A 19,906-nucleotide genomic window follows, 5' to 3' on the forward strand; every position below is an offset into this window, starting at 1 on the left:
ACCTGATCGCCAGTTTCGTTCTGGCGACCCGTTGGGTAAAAGGACCCGCATGGCCGATCGCGACGAGAGTCCAATTGAGCGTTCCGACCGGAATTGGAACGAATTGCTGCAGGAACTGCGCGTCGCGCAGACCGGCGTGCAGATCCTGTTCGCATTCCTGCTGACGATCCCGTTCAACCAGCGGTTCGCGGAGATCACGGCCGTCCAGCGTGGAACGTACATCGTGACGCTGGTGCTCACCGCCCTGGCGACGCTGTGCCTGATCGCCCCCGTCAGCCATCACCGGATCCTGTTCCGCCGGGGGCGCAAGAGGGAGCTCGTCGACGCGAGCGACAGGCTCGCGCAGGTCGGGCTCGCGTTCCTGTGGCTCTCCGTGGTCGGCGCCGTGTTCCTGGTGTTCGAGGTCGTCGTCGCGATGTCGTGGGCGATCGCCGTGGCCGCCGCGCTCGGGGTGTCGTTCATCGTGGTCTGGTACGTGTTCCCCACCATGAAGCGCTGAAGCGCTCGGCAACCTGAGTATTGACACCCTGTGTGCCGTAAGCCACAGTGGGAGCGCTCCCAATTCCCTTCCGCCACAAGGGGTGTCTGTGTGAAGCGCAAACTCTCGCTCGCCTTAGTCGCGGCGGTCCTGGTCGTGCCGATGACCGCGTCCGCCGCATTCGCCGATCCGGCAGAACAGCTCGTCAACGGCACCTTCGACAGCGGCACCGACCCGTGGTGGTGGACCGGCAACGCGCCGGCCTCCGTCGTGAACGGGCAGCTGTGCGCGGCCATCCCCGCCGGGACCACCAACCCGTGGGACGCCATCATCGGGCAGAACGCCGTCAAGCTGCAGGCCGGCGAGTCGTACCGGCTCGCCTTCAAGGCCAGCGCCACCATGCCGGTGACGATCCGGGCCAACGTCCAGCTCGCGGCGCCGCCGTACACCCAGGAGCTCTCCGCGGCACCGGCCCTCACCGCGTCGCCGCAGACCTACAGCTACACGTTCACCGCGGCGGCCGACACCGACGCGGGCCAGGTCGCGTTCCAGGTCGGCGGCAGCGCGACCGCCTGGACGCTGTGCCTCGACGACATCTCGCTGCAGGGAGGTGCTCCGCCGCCCGTGTACGTCCCGGACACCGGCCCCCGCGTGCGGGTCAACCAGGTCGGCTACCTCGCCGACGGCCCGAAGGCCGCCACGGTCGTCACCGAGGCGACCGCCGGCCTGCCGTGGCAGCTGCGCAACGCCGCCGGCACGGTCGTCGCCACCGGCACGACCACGCCGGCCGGGGTCGACGCCACGTCCGGCCAGAACGTCCAGACGGCCGACTTCAGCGCGTTCCGCGTGAAGGGCGCCGGATACACGCTGACCGCCGACGGCGAGACCAGCGTGCCGTTCGACATCGGGGTCAACGCCGCCTACGAGAAGCTGCGCACCGACTCGCTGTCCTGGTACTACACCCAGCGCAGCGGCATCGAGATCCTCGGCAGCATCGCCCCCGGCTACGCCCGCGCGGCCGGCCACCTCGGCGTCGCGCCCAACCAGGGCGACACGGACGTCCCGTGCCAGCCGGGCGTGTGCGACTACCGTCTCGACGTGCGCGGTGGCTGGTACGACGCCGGCGACCACGGCAAGTACGTCGTCAACGGCGGCATCTCCGTGTACCAGCTGCTGAGCACCTTCGAGCGGACCAAGGTCGCCGCCGGCGCCCGCGCGGACAGGCTCGGCGACGGCTCGCTGCGCATCCCGGAGCACGGCAACCAGGTGCCCGACGTCCTCGACGAGGCGCGCTGGGAGCTCGAGTTCATGCTGCGGATGCAGGTCCCGGCGGGCAAGCCCCTCGCCGGCATGGTGCACCACAAGGTGCACGACGCCGCCTGGACGGGCCTGCCGCTCGACCCTGCCGCCGACCCGCAGCCGCGGGAGCTGCACGCCCCGTCGACGGCCGCGACGCTGAACCTCGCCGCGACCGCCGCCCAAGGCGCCCGGCTCTTCCAGCCCTACGACAAGGCGTTCGCCGCGAAGCTGCTCGCCGCGGCGAAGACGGCGTACGCGGCGGCGGTCGCCAACCCGGCCCGCTACGCCCTCGTCACCGACGGCACCGGCGGCGGCGCGTACGACGACGACAACGTGACCGACGAGTTCTACTGGGCCGCGGCGGAGCTGTTCATCAGCACCGGCGAGAAGGTGTACCAGGACGCGGTCGTGGCGTCGCCGTGGCACACCGCCGACGTGTTCCGCCCGGAGGGCTTCGACTGGAAGTTCACCGCGACGGCCGGCCGGCTCGACCTCGCGACCGTGCCCAACGCGCTGCCCGACCGGGCGCGGGTGCGGCAGTCCGTTGTGGACGGTGCCCGCGGTTACCTGCAGACGTTGCGGGGCAACGCGTACAACATCGCCTACAACCCGTCCAACGGGAAGTTCGACTGGGGCTCCAACGGCCTCATCATGAACAACCTGGTCGTCATCGCCACGGCATACGACATCAGCGGCGACACCGCCTTCCGCGACGGCGTCGTGACGGGCATGGACTACATCCTCGGCCGCAACGCGCTCAACCAGTCCTACGTGACCGGCTACGGTGAGCGCAACTCGCACAACCAGCACTCGCGGATGTACGCCCACCAGCTCAACCCGGCGCTGCCCAACCCGCCGGCCGGATCGCTGTCGGGCGGGCCGAACTCCTCGATCCAGGACCCGGTCGCGTCGAAGATCCTGGCGGGCTGCAAGCCGCAGTTCTGCTACGTCGACGACATCGAGTCGTGGTCGACCAACGAGATCACCATCAACTGGAACTCGACCCTGTCGTGGGTGTCGTCGTTCCTCGCGGACCAGGGTGAGGGTGGCGCGGTCGCCGCGTCGCCGTGCACCGTCAGCTACACCAGGGTCCTGGACCTCGGTGGCGTCTACATCGCCTCCGTGACGGTCCGCAACACGTCCCGCCAGACGCTGAACAACTGGGCGCTGGGCTTCGCCTACACCGGCACGCAGAAGGTCGACCTCGCGGTCAACGGCACCGCGACGCAGACCGGCGCCTCGGTGAAGGTCAAGCCGTGGCAGAGCCGGCTGAAGCCGGGCGAGTCGACGACGATCCTGCTCGTCGGCAAGGTGGCGTGGGGTCCGAACGCGGCCCCGGCGGTCTTCACCTGCGGTTGATTGGGCGGCCGCATCGGATGGGGTGAGGAAAGGAGGGGCACCGGCCGCAACCCGGCCGGTGCCCCTCGCCCTGTTCCGGAGCCGTTCAGACCAGCCAGACGACCAGCGCGACGACCGCCGCGATCAGGATGACGACCGGAACCGCGATCTTCACGATGTTGGTGGTCCCGGCGGTCTCCAGCAGATCGACGGGCGCCGCATCAGGGCCTTCGATGACGCGGACGGCCTGCTGAGCGGGCGCGGTCGTCACGCCGTTCGCGTCGGGGACGGGCGCGGTCGGCAGGATCGCCTCGACCTCCTCCACCTGCTCGGGCGAGGGCGCCGCCGTCTCGGCCGAGGGCGCCGCCGTCTCGGCCGAGGGCGCCGCCGTCTCGGCCGAGGGCGCCGCCGTCTCGGCCGAGGGCGCCGCCGTCTCGGCCAGCTGCGCCTCCAGGTTGGTGACGAACTGACCGAGCAGCCGGGTGCTGATGTCGCCGATCGTGCTGCGGCCCATCTGCGCGAGCGGCCCGGCGATCGTCAGGTCCGTCTCGACGGTCACCTTCGTCGCGTCGCCCTCCGCCGCCAGTACGGCCGTGACCAGCGCCGACGCGCGACCTTTGCCCGACGCGTCGCGGCCGCGGGCGTCGATCACCGCCCGGTGCGCCGAGGCGTCGAGCTCCTTGAAGGTGGCAACGCCCGAGAACTGGGCGGTCATCGGGCCGACCTTCACCTTGACCTTGCCGTGGTACTCGTCCCCCTGCACCGACGTCAGCTGGGCGCCGGGCATGCAGGGCGCGATCCGCTCCAGGTCGGTGAGCACCGACCAGGTCTCGTCGAGGGGGCGGTGGACGACGAACTCATTGGTGAGCAGCATGACGGTCACGTCCTTCGAGAATGGCCTTCGAGCGCGGCCAGGAGGGGGTCGAGAGCGGTGAGGGAGTGGGCGCTGACCACCGCGTCGCAGTAGGGCCACGCGGCGGCCATGCCACCGACGAGGGGCTGGTAGCGGGGGCTCTGGGTGCGGGGGTTGACCCACACGATCCGGTGGGCGAGGCGGGACAGCCGGGCCATCTCGACGCCGACCTGCGCCGGGTCGCCGGTCTCCCAGCCGTCGGAGACGATGAGGACGATCGCGCCGCGGGCCATCCCGCGGCGGCCGTAGCCGTCGTTGAAGGCCTTCAGCGCGGCCCCGATGCGGGTGCCGCCGGACCAGTCGGGGGCGGCCTGCCCGGCGCGGGCGAGCGCGACGGCCGGGCGGGTGCGGGCGAGCACCTTCGTGAGACGGGTCAGCCGGGTGGCGAACGTGAACACCTCGGCGCGCGAGGTGCCGGCCGCGCAGTACAGCAGCTGCAGCATCGCCCTGGCGTAGGGCTCCATGGATCCGGAGATGTCGCACAGCGCGACGAGCCGCCGCGGCCGCAGCCGGGGTTCCCGGCGCATCAGCCGCACCGGGTGCCCGCCCGTGCGCCTGGCCCGCCGGAGGGTGGCCCGCAGGTCGACGGCGTCCCCGAAGGTCCGTGAGCGCATGCGGCGGGTCCGCCGCGGCGGGGTGGCGACGGCGAGCCGCCGCATCAGGTCCTGCAGCGTCGCGAGCTCTTCGGGCGTGAGCGTGGCGAAGTCCCGGGAGGCGAGCCGCTCCGCCGCGCTGCCCACGGTCGTGACCGGGACCTCGACCTCCCGGGCGGGCGCCTGCGAGGGGGACGGCGACTCGGCCGGCGGGCCCGCGCTCGAGAAGCCGCCGGACCTGGTGGTCGTGGCCGTGCCGGTGGCGTTGGGGTCGCCGCGGAAGTCGGCCGGGTCGTCGGCGTAGCCGCGGAAGATCGCGTCGAAGACCCGGTCGAGGATCTCGAACTGCTCGGGGTGGCAGGTCAGCGTCGCCCGCGCGCAGCGGTGCAGCTCCGCGGTGGTGGTGGGGGCGAGCAGCGTGACGGCGCGGGCGAAGCGCTCGCCGCGGTCCGGCCCGACGGGCAGGCCCGCGTCGTGCAGCGCCGCGCCGAACGCCGCGACGAGCCCCGCCAGGTCACCCCGGTCACGAGGCAAGGTCCGCCAGGCCCGTCCGGCGGGCCAGCTCCTCGTCCTCGCGGTACTTCAGCACGGCGCCGAGGGTCGCGTCGGCGGACTTCTCGTCCAGGGGCAGGCCCAGCAGGCGCAGCGCGTTGGCCCAGCTGATCGCCTCGGCGACACCGGGCGGCTTGGCGAGGTCCAGCCCGCGCAGCCGCGACACCGCCCCGGCGACCTGGGCGGCGAGGAGCTCGTCGGCGCCCGGCACCCGCTGCCGGATGATCGCCGCGACCCGGTGCGCGTCGGGGTAGCCGATCCAGTGGTACAGGCAGCGCCGCAGCAGCGCGTCGTGCAGGTCACGGGTCCGGTTGCTGGTCAGCACGACGACCGGCGGCACCACGGCGGTCCGCGTCCCCAGCTCGGGGATGGTCACCGACCCCTCCGCCAGGAGCTCGAACAGGAACGCCTCGAACTCGTCGTCGGCCCGGTCGACCTCGTCGATGAGCAGCACCGCGGGGCGCGGCCCGGGGTGCTCGATCGCGGCGAGCAGCGGCCGGCGCAGCAGGTACTCCGGGGCGAACAGGTCCGCCTCGCGGGGCACCTCGCCGCGCGCCTCGGCGAGCCGGATCCCCAGCAGCTGGCGCGGGTAGTTCCACTCGTACAGGGCCTCGGCGGCGCTGAGCCCCTCGTAGCACTGCAGCCGGATCAGCGGCGTCCGCAGGAACGCCGCGAGGGCGCCCGCGGCGGCGGTCTTGCCGACCCCGGGCTCCCCTTCGAGCAGGATCGGCTGGCCGAGCCGCACCGACAGGAACAGCGCCGTGGCGAGCCCCTGGTCGGCGAGGTAGCCCTGCTGGGACAGGCCGTCGACCAGCTCCTCGACCGACGCCGTCACAGGTACCGGGCCGGGTTGTCGATGAAGGCCCGCCGGCAGCCGGAGCCGCAGAAGTAGTACATGGTGCCCTCGTGCTCGTACTGCAGCGCGTCCGGCGAGATCGCGACGTCCATCGCGCACACGACGTCCTTCGCGACCGCCACCTTCGAAGCGGGCGCGAGCTTCGAACCGGGCGCGAGCTTCGCGACCGGCTGTAGCAGCGGCAGCTCGATCCGCCCGGGCGGCGGGGCCGTCTGCCGCGGCCGGCGGGAGATGACCTCGGCGAGGATCGACAGCGCGATCTCCGGCGCGGTCCGGGCGCCGATGTCCAGGCCCGCCGGCGCATGGATGCGGGCCTTCTCCAGGTCGGTCAGCGGCAGTTCGCCGAGGACCGCAAGAGCCCGCTTCCGGCTGGCGACGAGCGCGACGTACGGCACGCCGGCCTGGACCGCCGCGGTGAGCACCTCGATCTCGTCCCGTCCGTGCGAGGCCACGACGACCGCGGACGCGTCCAGCGGCAACGACGAAGCGGGGCCGCTGACCGCCTCCCAGCCGACCGCCCGCGCCACGTCGACCATCGCGCGGGCGACGGGCCCCTCGCCCTGCACGTACACCAGCGGCGCCGGGATCATCGTCTCCAGGAAGATCTCGAGCGTGCCCCCCGACAGGCAGGGGTTGGAGACGGTGAGCAGACCCTCGCGCTCGTCGTCGGCACCGTCCGGCGAAGGCGTGATCCGCAGCAGCGTCGACTCGCCCGTCTCCAGCAGCCGGAGCCCCTGGAGACGGACGGTCGACTCGGCGCAGGTACCACCGACGAACCCCTCCATCGTGCCGTCCGGCAGCACGAGGGCGCGGTCTCCCGCCTTGGCACTGGTCGGCCGCTCGGCCCGCACGACCGTCGCGAGGACGAACGGGGTGCGGTCGGCGCGCAACCGGTCGGCGCGATGAAGGAGGTCCGTCATGCCGTCACCTCCGCTTCGCTCCGGCGCCGGCCTGACTGAGGGCTGCGTCCATGATGAGCAGCCCTCCGCTTCGCTTCGGTCCGCTCATGAGATGGCGAGGTCCGTTCGGATCGGGCGGCCCTGCGCGGCGCGCCACACGTTGGACGGGGTGAGGGGCATGTCGGCGTGCCGGACCCCGAGCGGCTTCAGCGCGTCGAGGACCGCGTTGACCACGGCGGCCGGGGAGCCGACCGTCGCGGACTCGCCGACGCCCTTGGCGCCGATCGGGTGGTGCGGCGACGGCGTGACCGTCTCGCCGAGCTCCCACGACGGGCACTCCAGCGAGGTCGGCAGCAGGTAGTCCATGAGCGACGCGCCGAGGTGGTTGCCGTCCTCGTCGAACGCCATGAGCTGCATGAGCGCCATGCCGATGCCGTCGGCGAGGCCGCCGTGCACCTGGCCCTCGACGATCATCGGGTTGATCCGCACGCCGCAGTCGTCGACCGCGATGAACCGGCGGACCTTGACCTGGCCGGTGGCCGGGTCCACGTCGACGACGCAGATGTACGCGCCGAACGGGTAGGTCAGGTTCGGCGGGTTGTAGACTGTCGTCGCGTCCAGGTGGCCCTCGACGCCCTCGGGCAGCTCCAGGCTGGAGTGCGCGGCCATCGCGATCTCCTGGATCGTCTTGGCCTGGTCGGGGTCGCCCTTGACGAAGAACTTCCCCTTCTCCCACTCCAGGTCGTCCGGGGACACCTCGAGCATCGCCGACGCCACGATCCTGGCCCGGTCGCGGACCTTGCGGGCCACGATCGCGGTCGCCGCGCCGGACACCGGCGTGGAGCGCGAGCCGTAGGTGCCGAGGCCGAACGGGGTCTGGTCGGTGTCGCCGTGCACGACGTCGATGTCGTCGGGGGAGATGCCGAGCTCCTCCGCGACGATCTGCGCGAAGGTCGTCTCGTGCCCCTGGCCCTGCGTCTGCACCGACAGCCGCAGCACCGCCTTGCCGGTCGGGTGGACCCGAAGCTCGGCGCCGTCGGCCATGCCCAGGCCGAGGATGTCCATGTGCTTGCGGGGGCCGGCCCCGACGCCCTCGGTGAAGAAGCTGATGCCGATGCCCATGTACTCGCCGCGGCTGAGCTTGTCGGCCTGCTCCGCGCGGAGCTTGTCGTACTCGACCATGTCCATGGCGAGCCGGAGCGCGCGCGGGTAGTCGCCGGAGTCGTACTCCCAGCCGGTGGGCGTGGTGTACGGGAACTGCTCCGGCTTGAGCAGGTTCTTCAGCCGCAGCTCGGCCGGGTCCATCTTCAGCTCGAACGCCAGCACGTCGATCATGCGCTCGACGAGGTACGCGGCCTCGGTGATCCGGAAGGAGCAGGCGTACGCGACGCCGCCGGGGGCCTTGTTGGTGTAGACGCCGGTGACGTCGCAGGACGCCGCCTCCAGGTCGTAGGACCCGGTGAAGATGTGGAAGAAGCCGGCCGGGAACTTGGTCGGCTGCGCGGTGCCGTTGAAGGCGCCGTGGTCGGCGAGGACCTTGACCCGCAGGGCGCGGATCTTGCCGTCCTTCGTCGCCGCGATCTCGCCGCGCATGTGGTAGTCGCGGGCGAACGCGGTGGCCGTGAGGTGCTCGTTGCGGTCCTCCATCCACTTCACCGGCTTGCCGGTGACGATGGAGCCGACGATCGCCAGGACGTAGCCGGGGTAGATGCCGACCTTGCCGCCGAAGCCGCCGCCGATGTCGGGGGAGATGACCCGGATCTTGTGCTCCGGCAGGCCCGCGACGAGCGCGTAGACGGTCCGGTGCGCGTGCGGCGCCTGGGTGGTCGAGTAGATCGTCAGCTTGCCGCTGACCTTGTCGAAGTCGGCGACCGCGCCGCACGTCTCCAGCGGGGACGGGTGCACCCGCGGGTACAGGATGTCCTCGCCGACCACGACCTCCGACGAGGCGAAGACGGCGTCGGTCTTCTCCGCGTCACCGGCGGACCAGTCGAAGATGTGGTTGTCGGTCTTGCCCTCCTTGTCGTCCCGGATGACCGGGGCGCCCGGGGCGAGGGCCTGCTTCGCGTCCGCCACGACCGGCAGCGGCTCGTACTCGACCTCGATGAGCTCCAGGGCGTCGCGCGCGATGTAGTGGTTCTCCGCGACGACGAACGCGACCTCCTGGTTCTGGAAGCGGACCTTGTCGGTCGCGAGCACGGCCTGCGTGTCGTAGGACAGGGTCGGCATCCACGCCAGCTTCAGCGTCTCCAGGACCGCACCCGTGATGACGGCCTTGACGCCGGGCAGCGCCTCCGCCGCGCTCGTGTCGATCGAGACGATCTTCGCGTGGGCGTACGGGCTGCGCAGGAACGAGCCGTGCAGCATGCCGGGCAGGTTGACGTCGTCGACGTAGTTGCCCTTGCCGCGCACGAACCGCGCGTCTTCCTTGCGGTGCATGCGGCCGAAGCCCATGGGGGTGGGGTTCTCGGTCACCGTCATGACGCCGCCTCCGCCTTCTCCGAAGCCTTCGCGGCCGCCTCGTGCTCCGCCGCCCAGCGGACCGAGCGGACGATGTTCTCGTAGCCCGTGCACCGGCAGAGCTGGCCGGAGATCGCCTCACGGATCTCCTGCTCCGACGGGTCGGGGTTCTTGTCCAGCAGGCAGCGGGCGGTGAGCATCATGCCGGGGGTGCAGAAGCCGCACTGCAGGCCGTGGCATTGCACGAAGCCCTGCTGGACCGGGTCCAGACCGTCCGCACGCTCGAGCCCTTCGACGGTGCCGACCTGCTTGCCGTCGGCCATCACCGCCAGGACGGTGCAGGACTTGACCGGTACGCCGTCCAGGGTCACGGTGCACACGCCACAGTTGGACGTGTCGCAGCCCCAGTGCGTCCCGGTGAGGCCGAGCTCGTTGCGCAGGAAGTGCACCAGCAGCAGCCGGGGCTCCACGTCGCGGGTGTGGCTTTCGCCGTTCACCGTCACGGTGATCTGCATGGTCAGGCCTCCTGCCCACGCGCGCGGGCGGCGGCGGCGCGCAGTGCGCGCACGGTCAGCTCCCCGGCGAGGTGGCGCTTGTAGTCGACCGGTCCGCGCTGGTCGGCGACCGGGTTGCTGTGCTCGGCGGCGATGCGCCCCGCCTCGGCGAAGCTCTCCTCCGTGGCGGGCTTGCCGACGAGGTACGCCTCGGCCTCCGCCGCCCGGAAGTGCTCGGCGCCCACGGCGGCCAGGCCGATGCCGACGCTGCTGACGGTGCCCGCGGCGTCGGTCCAGATCGCGGCACCGGCCGCGGCGACCGCCCAGTCACCGACACGGCGCTCGACCTTCGTGTACGCGGAGCCGCCGCCCGGGCGGATCGGCACGCGCACCTCGGTGAGCAGCTCGCCGGCCTCGACGACCGTCTCGTAGGGCCCGACGTGGAACTCGGTCAGCTTCACGGTGCGCGACCCCCGCGGACCGTGGATGACGACCGACGCGTCGACGGCGGCGAACGCGGCGGAGAGGTCCTCGGCCGGGTCCGCCTGGCACAGCGACCCGCCGACGGTGCCGCGGTTGCGCACGATCGGGTCGGCGATCACCCGCTCAGCGTCGCGGAAGATGCGGTAGTGCTCCTCGACGAGCGCGGAGTCGAGCAGCTCGGCGTGCCTGGTCAGCGCACCGATCCGCAGCTCGCCGCCCTCGACCCGGATGTAGGACAGCTCGCTGACGTCGTTGATGTCGATCAACGCGGTCGGCCTGGACAGGCGGAGCTTCATCATCGGGATCAAGCTGTGACCGCCGGCGATGACCCGGGCGTCCTCGCCCCACTGGGACAGCAGTTCGAGGGTCTGGCTCACCGTCGTCGCTTTCGCGTATTCGAATGCGGCGGGTACTTGCATCGCGCCTCCGCGTGAGGAGTGTCATTCGGGCACCAACGGGAAGATGTTCGTCCCAAAGGCGACATTGAACAACACCCGGTGACAAAAATTCTTCTCGTGAACGGTCACTACGGTGTGATCCATGGGTCGTCAGAAGCGTGGGTCCGGCATCGTCAGCGAGATCGACGGAGGTGTCGCCGAACTGCTCCCCGACGACGGGCGGCCGGGCAGGTGGACGCTGCTGGTCGACGGCTATCCGCAGTCGGCCGTCGACCTCGACGACCCGAGCCGGCTGGACTTCGAGTACATGCGCCGCCTCGCCTCGATCGTCGACGGGATCGCACCCGCGCGGGCCCCGCTGTCGGTGCTGCACCTCGGCGGCGGCGCGCTGACGATGGCCCGCTACGTCGCCGCGACCAGGCCCGGCTCCTCGCAGCGGGTCGTCGAGCTCGACGCGGCGCTGATCGACCTGGTGCGGCGGGAGCTCCCTCTGCCACGCGGCGCCGACATCCGGGTGCGGGCGATGGACGCCAGGGCCGCCGTCGAGTCCATGTCGGCGACGACATCCGGCGGCCGCTTCGACCTCATCATCACCGACGTCTACCGGGGCGCCCGGGTGCCGGCCCACCTCGCGTCGCTGGAGTTCGTCACCGCGGCGGCCGGGCTGCTGCGCCCCGGCGGCGTGTACGCCGCGAACCTCGCCGACGGCACCGGCCTGGCGTTCGCGCGGGGCCAGGTGGCGACGCTGCGGCGGCTGTTCGCCGACGTGTGCCTGCTCGCCGAGCCAGCCGTGCTGCGCGGCCGCCGGTTCGGCAACGTCGTCGTGGCCGCGTCGGCGGCGCCGCTGCCGGTCGCCGGCTTCGCCCGGGCGGGCGCCGGGGACGCGTTCCCGGCGCGGCTCGTGCACGGCGGTGACCTGGACCGCCTGGTCGCCGGCGCCCGCGTGGTGACCGACGACGTCGCCACCCAGTCGCCCCAGCCCCCGAAGGACCTCTTCTGAGCGCCGCTGCCTGCCGAAAGCTACCGCCCAGTTGCCGGGAAGGACCTTAGGGGTCGTTCAGTGAGCGAATACAGTCGCGGGATGCTCGAATTCGCCACCGTTGCCGCGACCCGCCGCCCCGCCGCGGAGCGCGCCGCCCTGATGAGCGACCCCGGTTTCGGTCGCGTCTTCACCGATCACATGGTCACCGTGCGGTATGCCGACACGAAGGGTTGGTATGACGCCAAGCTGGAGCCGTTCGGCCCGCTGGCGCTCTCGCCGGCGACCGCCGCCCTGCACTACGGGCAGGAGATCTTCGAGGGTCTCAAGGTCTACGCCCAGCCGGGTGGCGGTGTGGCGTTCTTCCGCCCGGACGCCAACGCCCGCCGGCTCAACGTGACCGCCGAGCGCCTGGCGATGCCGCAGCTGCCCGAGGAGCTTTTCCTGCGGTCGCTGCGGGTGCTCGTCGAGGCGGACCGCGACTGGGTGCCGACGCGCGAGGGGCAGAGCCTCTACCTGCGCCCGTTCATGATCGCGACCGACCCGTTCCTCGGGGTCCGGCCCTCGTCGGAGTACCTGTACGCCGTCATCGCCTCGCCGGCCGGCGCCTACTTCGCCGGTGGTGCGAAGCCCGTCACGATGTGGGTGTCCGAGGAGTACTCGCGGGCCGCGCCCGGCGGCACCGGCGCGGTGAAGACCGCCGCCAACTACGCCGCCAGCCTCCGCGCGCAGGCGCAGGCCCAGGAGGCCGGCTGCGACCAGGTGGTGTTCCTGGACTCGGTCGAGCGCCGGTACATCGAGGAGGCGGGCAGTAACAACCTGTTCTTCGTCTACGACGGCGAGCTGGTGACCCCGCCGCTCAACGGCTCGATCCTGCCGGGTGTCACCCGCGACTCGGTGCTGCGCCTCGCCGCCCACCTGGGGTACACGGTCACCGAGCGCCCGTACAGCCTCGACGAGTGGCGCGACGACGCCCGCTCCGGCCGGCTGAAGGAGACCTTCGCCAGCGGCACCGGTGTCGTGATCAGCTCGATCGGCACGGCCCGCACCGCCGGCGGCGAGTTCACCATCGCCGGCGCGGTCGAGGGCCCCTTCACCGCGAAGATCCGCGACACACTCGTCGGCATCCAGCGCGGCACCGAGGAGGACCCCTTCGGCTGGCGGCTGCCGCTGTAGGCGGTCAGATCATGGACAGGTGCACGTGGTTGGTGTGGTCGCTGGACGGGTCGCCGTTGCCGCCGCTGTACGAGTGCCAGCCGGCGGCCGGCGTCCACACCTGGCGGAACCAGATCACGTAGAGCACGCCGAGGGCGCTCGCGTTCTTGACGAAGTAGGCGGCGAGGTTGGTGCCGTAGGTCTTGTCGCCGCCGCTGGCCACCCCGCCGAAGCCGCCGGCCTGGGCGGCGAAGTCGCAGGCCCGGCCCTTCGGATGCTCATACGGTCCGGAGGGCCGGAAGCACGAGTAGTAGCGCGTGAAGCCGGCCTTCTGGGCCTCCTTCACCGCGTGGATCATGCGGGGAGTGATGCAGCCGGTCGTGGTCGGGTCGTCGATGATGCAGTTCTCTTTCGGCCACGAGCCGTTGGCGTTGCGCGGGGCCGGGGTCGCCAGGGGTGAGTTGACGTTGACGTAGCCGTTGGCCCGGCCGCCCATCTTCACCAGCGCCGCCTCGGCGTCCTTCTTCTTCTTGGCCATGATGTCGGCCTGCGCCTGCTGCTGCGCGACCTCCGCGTCGACGGCCTTCTTCGCCTCGCCGAGCTCCTTCTGCAGCTTCGTCAGCTGCCCGATCTGCCGGTCGTTGTACCGGGCGATGGTGTTGATCATCATCGTGCGCTCGATGAAGGACTCGGTCGAGTCGCTCTGGATCAGCGCCGCGGTGGTGCGGATGCCGCCCGTGCGGTAGGCGCCGCCGGCGATGACGTTGACCTCGGCGAGGATCACGTCCAGGTCGCGCTGCATGGCGGCGACCTTCGTGGTGAGCTCCGCCTGGCGCTGCTTGGAGACCTCCAGGATGCCCTGGGCGTCCAGGAACTCGCCGTTGGCCTTGTCCAGGAGCTCACCGAGGGTCATGTTGGCGCTGCCCTCGTCGGGGGCGGCCGTCGGATCGCCCGGCGCCGCGCCGGCCGGCACCGCCCAGGCGCCGAGGACGACGAGCGTCGCGAGGAGCGAGGCGATGATGCGCTTGCGCAACGGAGTCCTTCCGGGGGCAGGTCAGCCGTCAGATTACCGACTGTCACCCGGATCCACAGGACCGAGAACGCGTCCGATCAACTACCGACTGTAGCGATACGGCGGGTCGTGAAGAGCGCCACCCAGCCGAACGTGAGGCCGAAGCCGATGGTCGCGACCGTGGTCAGGTCACCCGTAGGGAGGAGCCCCGACAGTCGGGTCGCGAGCACGCCCAGCCCGACGTAGAGCCCGCCCCAGAGCGCGGAGCCGAGCGCGGCGGAGCGCAGGAACCGCAGGTACGGCATCCGCAGCCCGCCGGCCGCGAGCGGCACCAGCGTGTTGAGGAACGGCAGGAACGGCGCGGTCACCAGGATGCGGCTGCCGCCGGTGCGCACCACGTGGTCGGCCTTCGCCCAGCGCGCCTCGCCGACCCAGCGGCCGAACCGGCCCTCGCGCAGCCGCTGGCCGAACGCCCAGCCGGCCAGGAAACTCAGTGACCAGCCGGCGAGGCAGCCTGCGATGATCCAGCCGAGGCTGCTGAGGGGGTCGGCCGTGCCGGCCGTGGTGAGGATGGCGACGTCGGCCGGGACGAGGATGCCGAGCAGCGGAATGGAGTCGAGCAGCATGACGAGCCCCAGCGCCAGCCCCACCAGGGCGGCGGGCAGGCTGTACAGCGGGTCGAGCCACTCGGTCATGCGATGACGTTATGGCTGAGCGGATAAGGCACGCATCAGGGAGCGACCCCGAGACAACCCCGAAGGGTCTCGGCATCCTTCTCGGGGCGCGCGGCATCTCGTACGCCGGCGACACCCTCAGCATGGTGGCGTTGATGCTGCACGTCGCCACCGCGACCGGTCAGGGTCTCGCGGTTGCCGCGCTGCTGCTCGCCGGGGACTTCGTGCCGTCGCTCGTCGCGCCGTTCGCGGGGGCGCTCGCCGACAGGTTCGACCGGCGCCGGTTGATGATCGGCTGCGAGCTCGTCCAGGCGCTGGCGGTCGCCGTCATCGCGCTGTCCCTGCCGTCGCTGTGGCTGCTGCTGGCGCTCGTCGCCGCCCGGGCGGTCGCCGGGCAGGTCTTCCAGCCGGCGTCGCGGGCCGCGGTGCCGTCGCTGGTGCCGGCCGAAGGGCTCGCCGCCGGCAACGCCCGGCTCGGCCTGGTCACCAACGTCGCCGAGCTGGCCGGGCCGCTGCTCGCCGCCGCCCTGCTGCCGTGGCTCGGCACCCGCGGCGTGCTCGCCGTCGATGCCGCGTCGTTCGTGGTCTCGGCCGCGCTGCTGGTCCGCCTCCCTCGCCTGCCTTCACGGGCGATGGAGGCCGAGTCGCTGTGGAGGGGAGCCCGGACCGGGCTCGGGTATCTGGCCCGGCACCGGACGGTCCGGGTCGTCGCGCTCGGCTTCTGCGCGGTCGTGCTGTGCACCGGCGTCGACGACGTCGCCCTCGTCGTGCTCGCCAAGGAGGACCTGCGGGCGGGCGACTCCGTGGCGGCACTGCTGCTCGGCGCCGTCGGGTTCGGCCTCACCGCCGGCTACGCGCTGCTCTCGAGACTCGCCGACCGGGTGCGGATGACCGTGCTCTTCGCCGCGGGCCTCGCGGCCAGCGCCGCCGGCAATCTCCTCACCGGAGTGTTCGCGCACGTCGCCTGGGCCGCCGCGGTGGTGTTCGCGATGCAGGCCGCCCGCGGGCTCGGCATCGCCGCGATCGACGTAGGCAGCAACACGCTGCTGCAGCGGCTCGTGCCGGACGCGCTGCTCGGGCGGGTCTTCGCCAACCTGTACGGCGCCGTCGGGGCCGCCGCGGCGCTGTCCTACGTGGCCGGTGGCCTGCTGCTCGACGCCGCAGGCGCGCCGGCGACGCTGATCGTGGCCGGCGCCGGCGGCGTGGCGGCGGCCGTTCTCACCGGAGCCGCGCTGGCCCGGCGCGTCGATTGACGACATCGACGCGTCCTTTGCTAGCGTCCCGGCTAGCAAACGGCTAGCAGGAGTGTGGGTTGGAACTGACTGACAACGCGGTGGCGATGCCGCCGCAGCGCGCCCGGTTCGAGCGGGTGCAGCTCAACACCAGGGTCAGGGTCGAGATCGAGCAGGCCCTGCAGCGCTTCGTCGAGGACCACAACACCACGGTGCAGAGCTCCGTGGACCTCGCGCTGGCCGAGTTCCTCGCGGCACGGGGCTACCCGCTGCCGGCAACGGATGACAGGAGAAGCCGGTGACCACGCCGGACAACCCCCACCGCAACGGACGACCCGGAATCGTCGAACTCGACGCCGACCTGCAGCGCACGGTCCGGCGCACCTCATACATGCGGCAGCTGTTCTACTTCGTGGTGCTGCTCGTCGCTCTCGCCGGGCAGGTGTCCGGCGCCGTCGAAGCGCTCGGTATCCCGCTGCTGTGGGCCGTCCCGGCCGTCGGCGCGCTCGAGCTGGGCGGCATCGTGGTCCTGGCCAACGCCGACGTGCGGCGCCGGCTCGGTGAGCGGGCGACGGCCTCCCGGGTGCTGTCCGCCGCGATCGCCGGCTTCGCGGTCGCCTTCAACTGGCTGGCGCACGAGAACAAGCTGCTGGCCGGCTTCTTCGCGGGCATGTCGGCGCTGGGCTACCTGGTGTGGCTGATGCACACCGAGAACCAGCGCCGCGACCGGCTGCGGGCCACCGGCGACCTGCCGCCCACGACGCCGGCGTACGAGGTGGTCGGCCACTGGATCCGGCACCCGTGGATCACCCTGCGCGCGAAGAACCTGGCGAAGGCCGACGACCGGCTCGGGCTGTACACGTCCCTGGCCGCGGCCCGCGCGGAGAAGCGCAAGGAGGTGCGCACGAAGGCGATCGCCAAGGTGCTGCACCGCAAGATCCGCGCCGCGGTCGATCCGACGACGGCGGACATCGCGGTCGCCGTCTACGACCTGGACGAGATCGCCGTGCGGCTCGCCGACGGCGCCGACTACGACGGCCTCACCGCGCTCATCGCCGCCGACCTGGCCCCGGCCCGCCTCGCGTCGGACGCCCGGGTGATCTCGGTCGTCGACGAGCCCGCGCAGCGCCCCGCGCTCGCGGAGGTCGCCGCCGAGGAGCCCGCCGAGGAGCAGCTGACCCTGCCCGAGGCGCCTGAGGCCGCCGAGGCGCCCGAACCGGCCGCGCCCGAGCCGCGTGAGCCCGTCGCTTCGCCGCTGGGTGAGTGGCGCGGCGAGATCGCCGAGATCCTCCCGCCGCCGACGCCCCGGCGTCCCCGCGGCCAGTCCAAGGTGACGGCCACCGCCGACATCGCCGAGGAGCCCACGCTGACGCCGACCCGGGCGATCCGGGAGGGCTCCCTGCGCAGCCAGGTGCACGCCGCCCTGCACGAGCACGTCCCGGACAACGACCCCCGCGACACGATGGCCCTGACCTCGTTCGTCGGGGACCTCCTCGAGCTCAACGACGTGGAGCGGCTGACCGCGTCCAACTACGTCCGCACCTGGAAGCGCGAGGTCGACGCCGGCCGCCGGGCCTCGGTCAACGGCCGCCACCTGCAGGACGTCGTTCCCACGAAACGCTGAATCTCGGCCCCCCGCCTGTCGATCAGCAGGAGGACAGGCAGGGGGCCGATATGGCACGGATTCTCGTCGTGGACGACGAGCAGGACGTCCTCGAGCTGATCGTCAAGCGCCTGCGCGCCGACGGGCACGAGGTTCTGGCGGCGGGCACCGGCGCCGAGGCCCTCGATGCGATCGCCGCGCACGGGCCGCCCGAGGCGGCGATCCTCGACATCGACCTGCCCGGCATGGACGGCATCGAGCTGCTGCACCGGCTCCGCGCGCACCGCGCCGACCTGCCCGCCATGTTCCTCACCGCGCTGTGGGACGGCGCGATGGTGGCCCGGGTCCGCGACACCGGCGCGCTGTACCTGCGCAAACCGTTCACCAGCGAGAGCCTGCGGACCGCGCTCGACATGGTGCTGGTGCCCGGATGACGGGCTCGCTCGCGCGGACCGCGGCCTGGTCCCTGCTCTGCCTCCTGGCCACGTTCGCCGGGCGGCTCACCATCATGGACGGCACGAGCCTCAGCCTGGTGTGGCCTGCCGCCGGGGTCACCGTCCTGTGGTTCTCCATGCAGCGCGGGGCGCGGCTGCGCTGGGCCGACCCGGTGATGCTCGGGGTCATCACCGTGGCGGCCAACGTGTCGACCGGCGCGCCGCTCGTCCTCGCGCTGTGGTTCTTCGTGGCCAACCTGACCCAGGTCGCCGTGTTCCTGCGGGTGCACGCGCGGCTCAGCCCGCGGCTGTGGGGCGCCGGCGGGGACGAGCCGCTCGCCCGCTCCGCCGACCTCTGGCGGATGCTGGTCGCGACCGGCGCCGGCGCCCTCGCCGGCGCCACGATCGGGCCGGCCGCGGTCTGGATCGTCTCGGGCCACTTCTCCTGGATGGACGCCGCCGTCTGGCTCACCCGCAACACGGTGAGCATCCTGCTGATCCTGTCCGTCGGGCTCCGGGTCGGCCACCAGTGGCGCAACGGCATCCGCTTCGCGCGGATCGCGCCGGTGCGCCTCGCCGAGTACCTGGCGCTCGTCGTGTGCTCGATCAGCGCGTACGTCGTCGGCTTCGCCCTCAACCACGGCCTGCCGCTGGCGTTTCCGCTGCTCGCCGTCACGGTCTGGGCGGCGCTGCGGCTGCACACCACGTTCGTCGTCCTGCACGACCTCAGCCTGGGCAGCCTCGCCGTGCTCTTCACGCTGCACGGTGACGGCCCGTTCGCCACGATCCAGTCGCACCAGACGCGGGCGCTGGTCGCGCAGGCCTTCGTCGGCATGGTCGCGATCGTCGGGCTGTCGATCGCGCTGGGCCGCGACGAGCGCGCCGAGCTCCTGGAGCGGCTCACCGAGACCGGCCGGGCCGCGGCGGCGCAGGCGGGCCTGCTGACCACGATCGTCGACTCGATGAGCGACGGCCTGGCCGTGGTCCGCGGCGACGGCACCTGGGCCATGCGCAACCCCGCCGCGGTCGCCCTGCTCGGCGGGGTGACCAGCGGCAGTGGCGCCATCGCCGACCCGGACCACTACGGCCTCTTCCTCCCCGACGGCACCCGGCTGCCGCAGGAGGAGATGGCGCACACCCGCGCCCTCGCCGGCGAGGATGTGCACAACGCGGAGCTGCTGGTGCGCAACAGCGGCGTCCCCGACGGGCGGATCGTGAGCGTCAGCGCGCGCCGCCTGCAGGGCGACGACGGCGCGGTGGTCGTCTTCCACGACGTCACGGCCGAGCGCCGGCAGCGCGACGAGCTCGCGTCCTTCGCCGGGGTCGTCGCGCACGACCTGCTGAACCCGCTGACCACGATCGACGGCTGGGCGGAGAACCTCGAGGACACGCTGCGCGGCATGCCCGATTCGGCCGAGCGGCACGACGCCACCGACAGCCTCAGCCGGATCGTGCGTGCCTCCGGCCGCATGCGGCACCTGATCAACGACCTGCTCGCCTACACCACGACCCGCAACGCCGTCATCGCGCCCGTCGACGTCCCGCTGCGGGACCTCGTCACGGACGTGACCACGGCCCGGGCGGACCTGGCGGCGGCGGGCGACGCCGCCGCGCCGCAGTTCGTCATCGGCCGGCTGCACGACGTCCACGCCGACCCGGTGCTGCTGCGCCAGCTCGTCGACAACCTGGTCGGCAACGCGGTGAAGTACACCGCGCCGGGTGTCGTGCCGCGGATCGAGATCGGCTCGGAGCGGGTGGACGCGGACCTCGTCCGGGTCGAGATCGCCGACAACGGCATCGGCATCCCCGCCGGGCACCACGAGGCGATCTTCAACAACTTCCACCGGGCGCACCGCTCCGCCGGTTACGCCGGCACGGGCCTCGGCCTGGCGATCTGCAAGCGGATCGTGGAGCGGCACGGGGGGCAGATCGTGGCCGTGGACAACCCCGGTGGCGGCACCAGGTTCGCGTTCACGCTGCCGGAGGCGACGCGGAGTGTCGTACACCACCCGGCCAAAGCGAACGTTCGTTCTTGACGCAGTCCGCCAGGCGGC

General features: G+C 72.2%; 18 protein-coding genes. 9 read left to right on the forward strand and 9 right to left on the reverse strand.

Annotation, left to right across the window (positions count from 1 at the left end; genetic code table 11):
* Positions 1–49 precede the first annotated feature (49 nt).
* Entirely contained in the window at positions 50–499 is a 450-nt protein-coding gene (locus tag ACFY3L_RS45470) for a DUF6328 family protein (RefSeq protein ID WP_389339529.1), read from the forward strand.
* A 141-nt stretch (positions 500–640) separates the two neighbouring features.
* Complete coding sequence (locus tag ACFY3L_RS45475; RefSeq protein WP_389339698.1) at positions 641–3,136, forward strand: glycoside hydrolase family 9 protein; 2,496 nt, start codon at positions 641–643, stop codon at positions 3,134–3,136.
* 85 nt (positions 3,137–3,221) lie between these two features.
* Here ACFY3L_RS45475 and ACFY3L_RS45480 read toward each other — a convergent pair whose 3' ends face one another.
* The 7 genes from ACFY3L_RS45480 to ACFY3L_RS45510 all read right to left on the reverse strand — a co-directional run bounded on the left by ACFY3L_RS45480 (position 3,222) and on the right by ACFY3L_RS45510 (position 10,784).
* A complete protein-coding gene (locus ACFY3L_RS45480) occupies positions 3,222–3,989 on the reverse strand; it encodes an SRPBCC domain-containing protein (protein ID WP_389339531.1) in 768 nt (255 codons plus the stop codon).
* 5 nt (positions 3,990–3,994) lie between these two features.
* Positions 3,995–5,155, reverse strand: coding sequence for a VWA domain-containing protein (locus ACFY3L_RS45485; protein ID WP_389339533.1), 1,161 nt, complete (start codon positions 5,153–5,155; stop codon positions 3,995–3,997).
* Entirely contained in the window at positions 5,145–6,008 is an 864-nt protein-coding gene (locus ACFY3L_RS45490) for an AAA family ATPase (RefSeq protein ID WP_389339535.1), read from the reverse strand. The genes ACFY3L_RS45485 and ACFY3L_RS45490 overlap by 11 nt, the downstream gene beginning before the upstream one ends.
* Positions 6,005–6,949 (reverse strand): XdhC family protein, encoded by a 945-nt coding sequence (locus tag ACFY3L_RS45495; protein WP_389339537.1) that lies wholly within the window; start codon positions 6,947–6,949, stop codon positions 6,005–6,007. The genes ACFY3L_RS45490 and ACFY3L_RS45495 overlap by 4 nt, the downstream gene beginning before the upstream one ends.
* An 84-nt stretch (positions 6,950–7,033) precedes the next feature.
* Positions 7,034–9,409 (reverse strand): aerobic carbon-monoxide dehydrogenase large subunit, encoded by a 2,376-nt coding sequence (locus ACFY3L_RS45500; RefSeq protein ID WP_389339539.1) that lies wholly within the window; start codon positions 9,407–9,409, stop codon positions 7,034–7,036.
* Positions 9,406–9,903, reverse strand: a complete 498-nt coding sequence (locus tag ACFY3L_RS45505; protein WP_389339541.1) for a (2Fe-2S)-binding protein — start codon at positions 9,901–9,903, stop codon at positions 9,406–9,408. Before ACFY3L_RS45505 ends, ACFY3L_RS45500 begins: the two co-directional genes overlap by 4 nt.
* A 2-nt stretch (positions 9,904–9,905) precedes the next feature.
* Complete coding sequence (locus ACFY3L_RS45510; protein ID WP_389339543.1) at positions 9,906–10,784, reverse strand: FAD binding domain-containing protein; 879 nt, start codon at positions 10,782–10,784, stop codon at positions 9,906–9,908.
* Between the two features lie 121 nt (positions 10,785–10,905).
* Between ACFY3L_RS45510 and ACFY3L_RS45515 the strand changes: the two genes are divergently transcribed.
* Both ACFY3L_RS45515 and ACFY3L_RS45520 read left to right on the forward strand, forming a co-directional pair.
* Positions 10,906–11,763, forward strand: coding sequence for a spermidine synthase (locus ACFY3L_RS45515; protein WP_389339545.1), 858 nt, complete (start codon positions 10,906–10,908; stop codon positions 11,761–11,763).
* Between the two features lie 81 nt (positions 11,764–11,844).
* Positions 11,845–12,918: a branched-chain amino acid aminotransferase gene (locus ACFY3L_RS45520; RefSeq protein WP_389339547.1), complete on the forward strand. Its 1,074-nt coding sequence runs from the start codon at positions 11,845–11,847 to the stop codon at positions 12,916–12,918.
* A gap of 4 nt (positions 12,919–12,922) precedes the next feature.
* Here the strand turns inward: ACFY3L_RS45520 and ACFY3L_RS45525 are convergent, their stop codons facing one another.
* Positions 12,923–13,930, reverse strand: a complete 1,008-nt coding sequence (locus ACFY3L_RS45525; RefSeq protein WP_389339549.1) for a coiled-coil domain-containing protein — start codon at positions 13,928–13,930, stop codon at positions 12,923–12,925.
* 77 nt (positions 13,931–14,007) lie between these two features.
* Positions 14,008–14,604 (reverse strand): DedA family protein, encoded by a 597-nt coding sequence (locus ACFY3L_RS45530; protein ID WP_389339551.1) that lies wholly within the window; start codon positions 14,602–14,604, stop codon positions 14,008–14,010.
* Between the two features lie 11 nt (positions 14,605–14,615).
* Here ACFY3L_RS45530 and ACFY3L_RS45535 point away from each other — a divergent pair, with 11 nt between their 5' ends.
* From ACFY3L_RS45535 to ACFY3L_RS45555, 5 genes are read left to right on the forward strand one after another with little or no spacing between them, the layout of a single operon-like run.
* Positions 14,616–15,836 (forward strand): MFS transporter, encoded by a 1,221-nt coding sequence (locus tag ACFY3L_RS45535; protein ID WP_389339553.1) that lies wholly within the window; start codon positions 14,616–14,618, stop codon positions 15,834–15,836.
* A 59-nt stretch (positions 15,837–15,895) separates the two neighbouring features.
* On the forward strand, positions 15,896–16,117 hold the full coding sequence (locus ACFY3L_RS45540; RefSeq protein ID WP_389339555.1) for a hypothetical protein: 222 nt from the start codon (positions 15,896–15,898) through the stop codon (positions 16,115–16,117).
* On the forward strand, positions 16,114–17,439 hold the full coding sequence (locus tag ACFY3L_RS45545) for a hypothetical protein (RefSeq protein WP_389339557.1): 1,326 nt from the start codon (positions 16,114–16,116) through the stop codon (positions 17,437–17,439). Before ACFY3L_RS45540 ends, ACFY3L_RS45545 begins: the two co-directional genes overlap by 4 nt.
* 50 nt (positions 17,440–17,489) lie before the next feature.
* A complete protein-coding gene (locus ACFY3L_RS45550; protein ID WP_389339559.1) occupies positions 17,490–17,852 on the forward strand; it encodes a response regulator transcription factor in 363 nt (120 codons plus the stop codon).
* Complete coding sequence (locus tag ACFY3L_RS45555) at positions 17,849–19,888, forward strand: ATP-binding protein (RefSeq protein WP_389339561.1); 2,040 nt, start codon at positions 17,849–17,851, stop codon at positions 19,886–19,888. The genes ACFY3L_RS45550 and ACFY3L_RS45555 overlap by 4 nt, the downstream gene beginning before the upstream one ends.
* The last annotated feature ends 18 nt before the right edge of the window (positions 19,889–19,906 follow it).

This window comes from Dactylosporangium sp. NPDC000521, from assembly GCF_042898305.1.
Taxonomy (GTDB): Bacteria; Actinomycetota; Actinomycetes; order Mycobacteriales; family Micromonosporaceae; genus Dactylosporangium.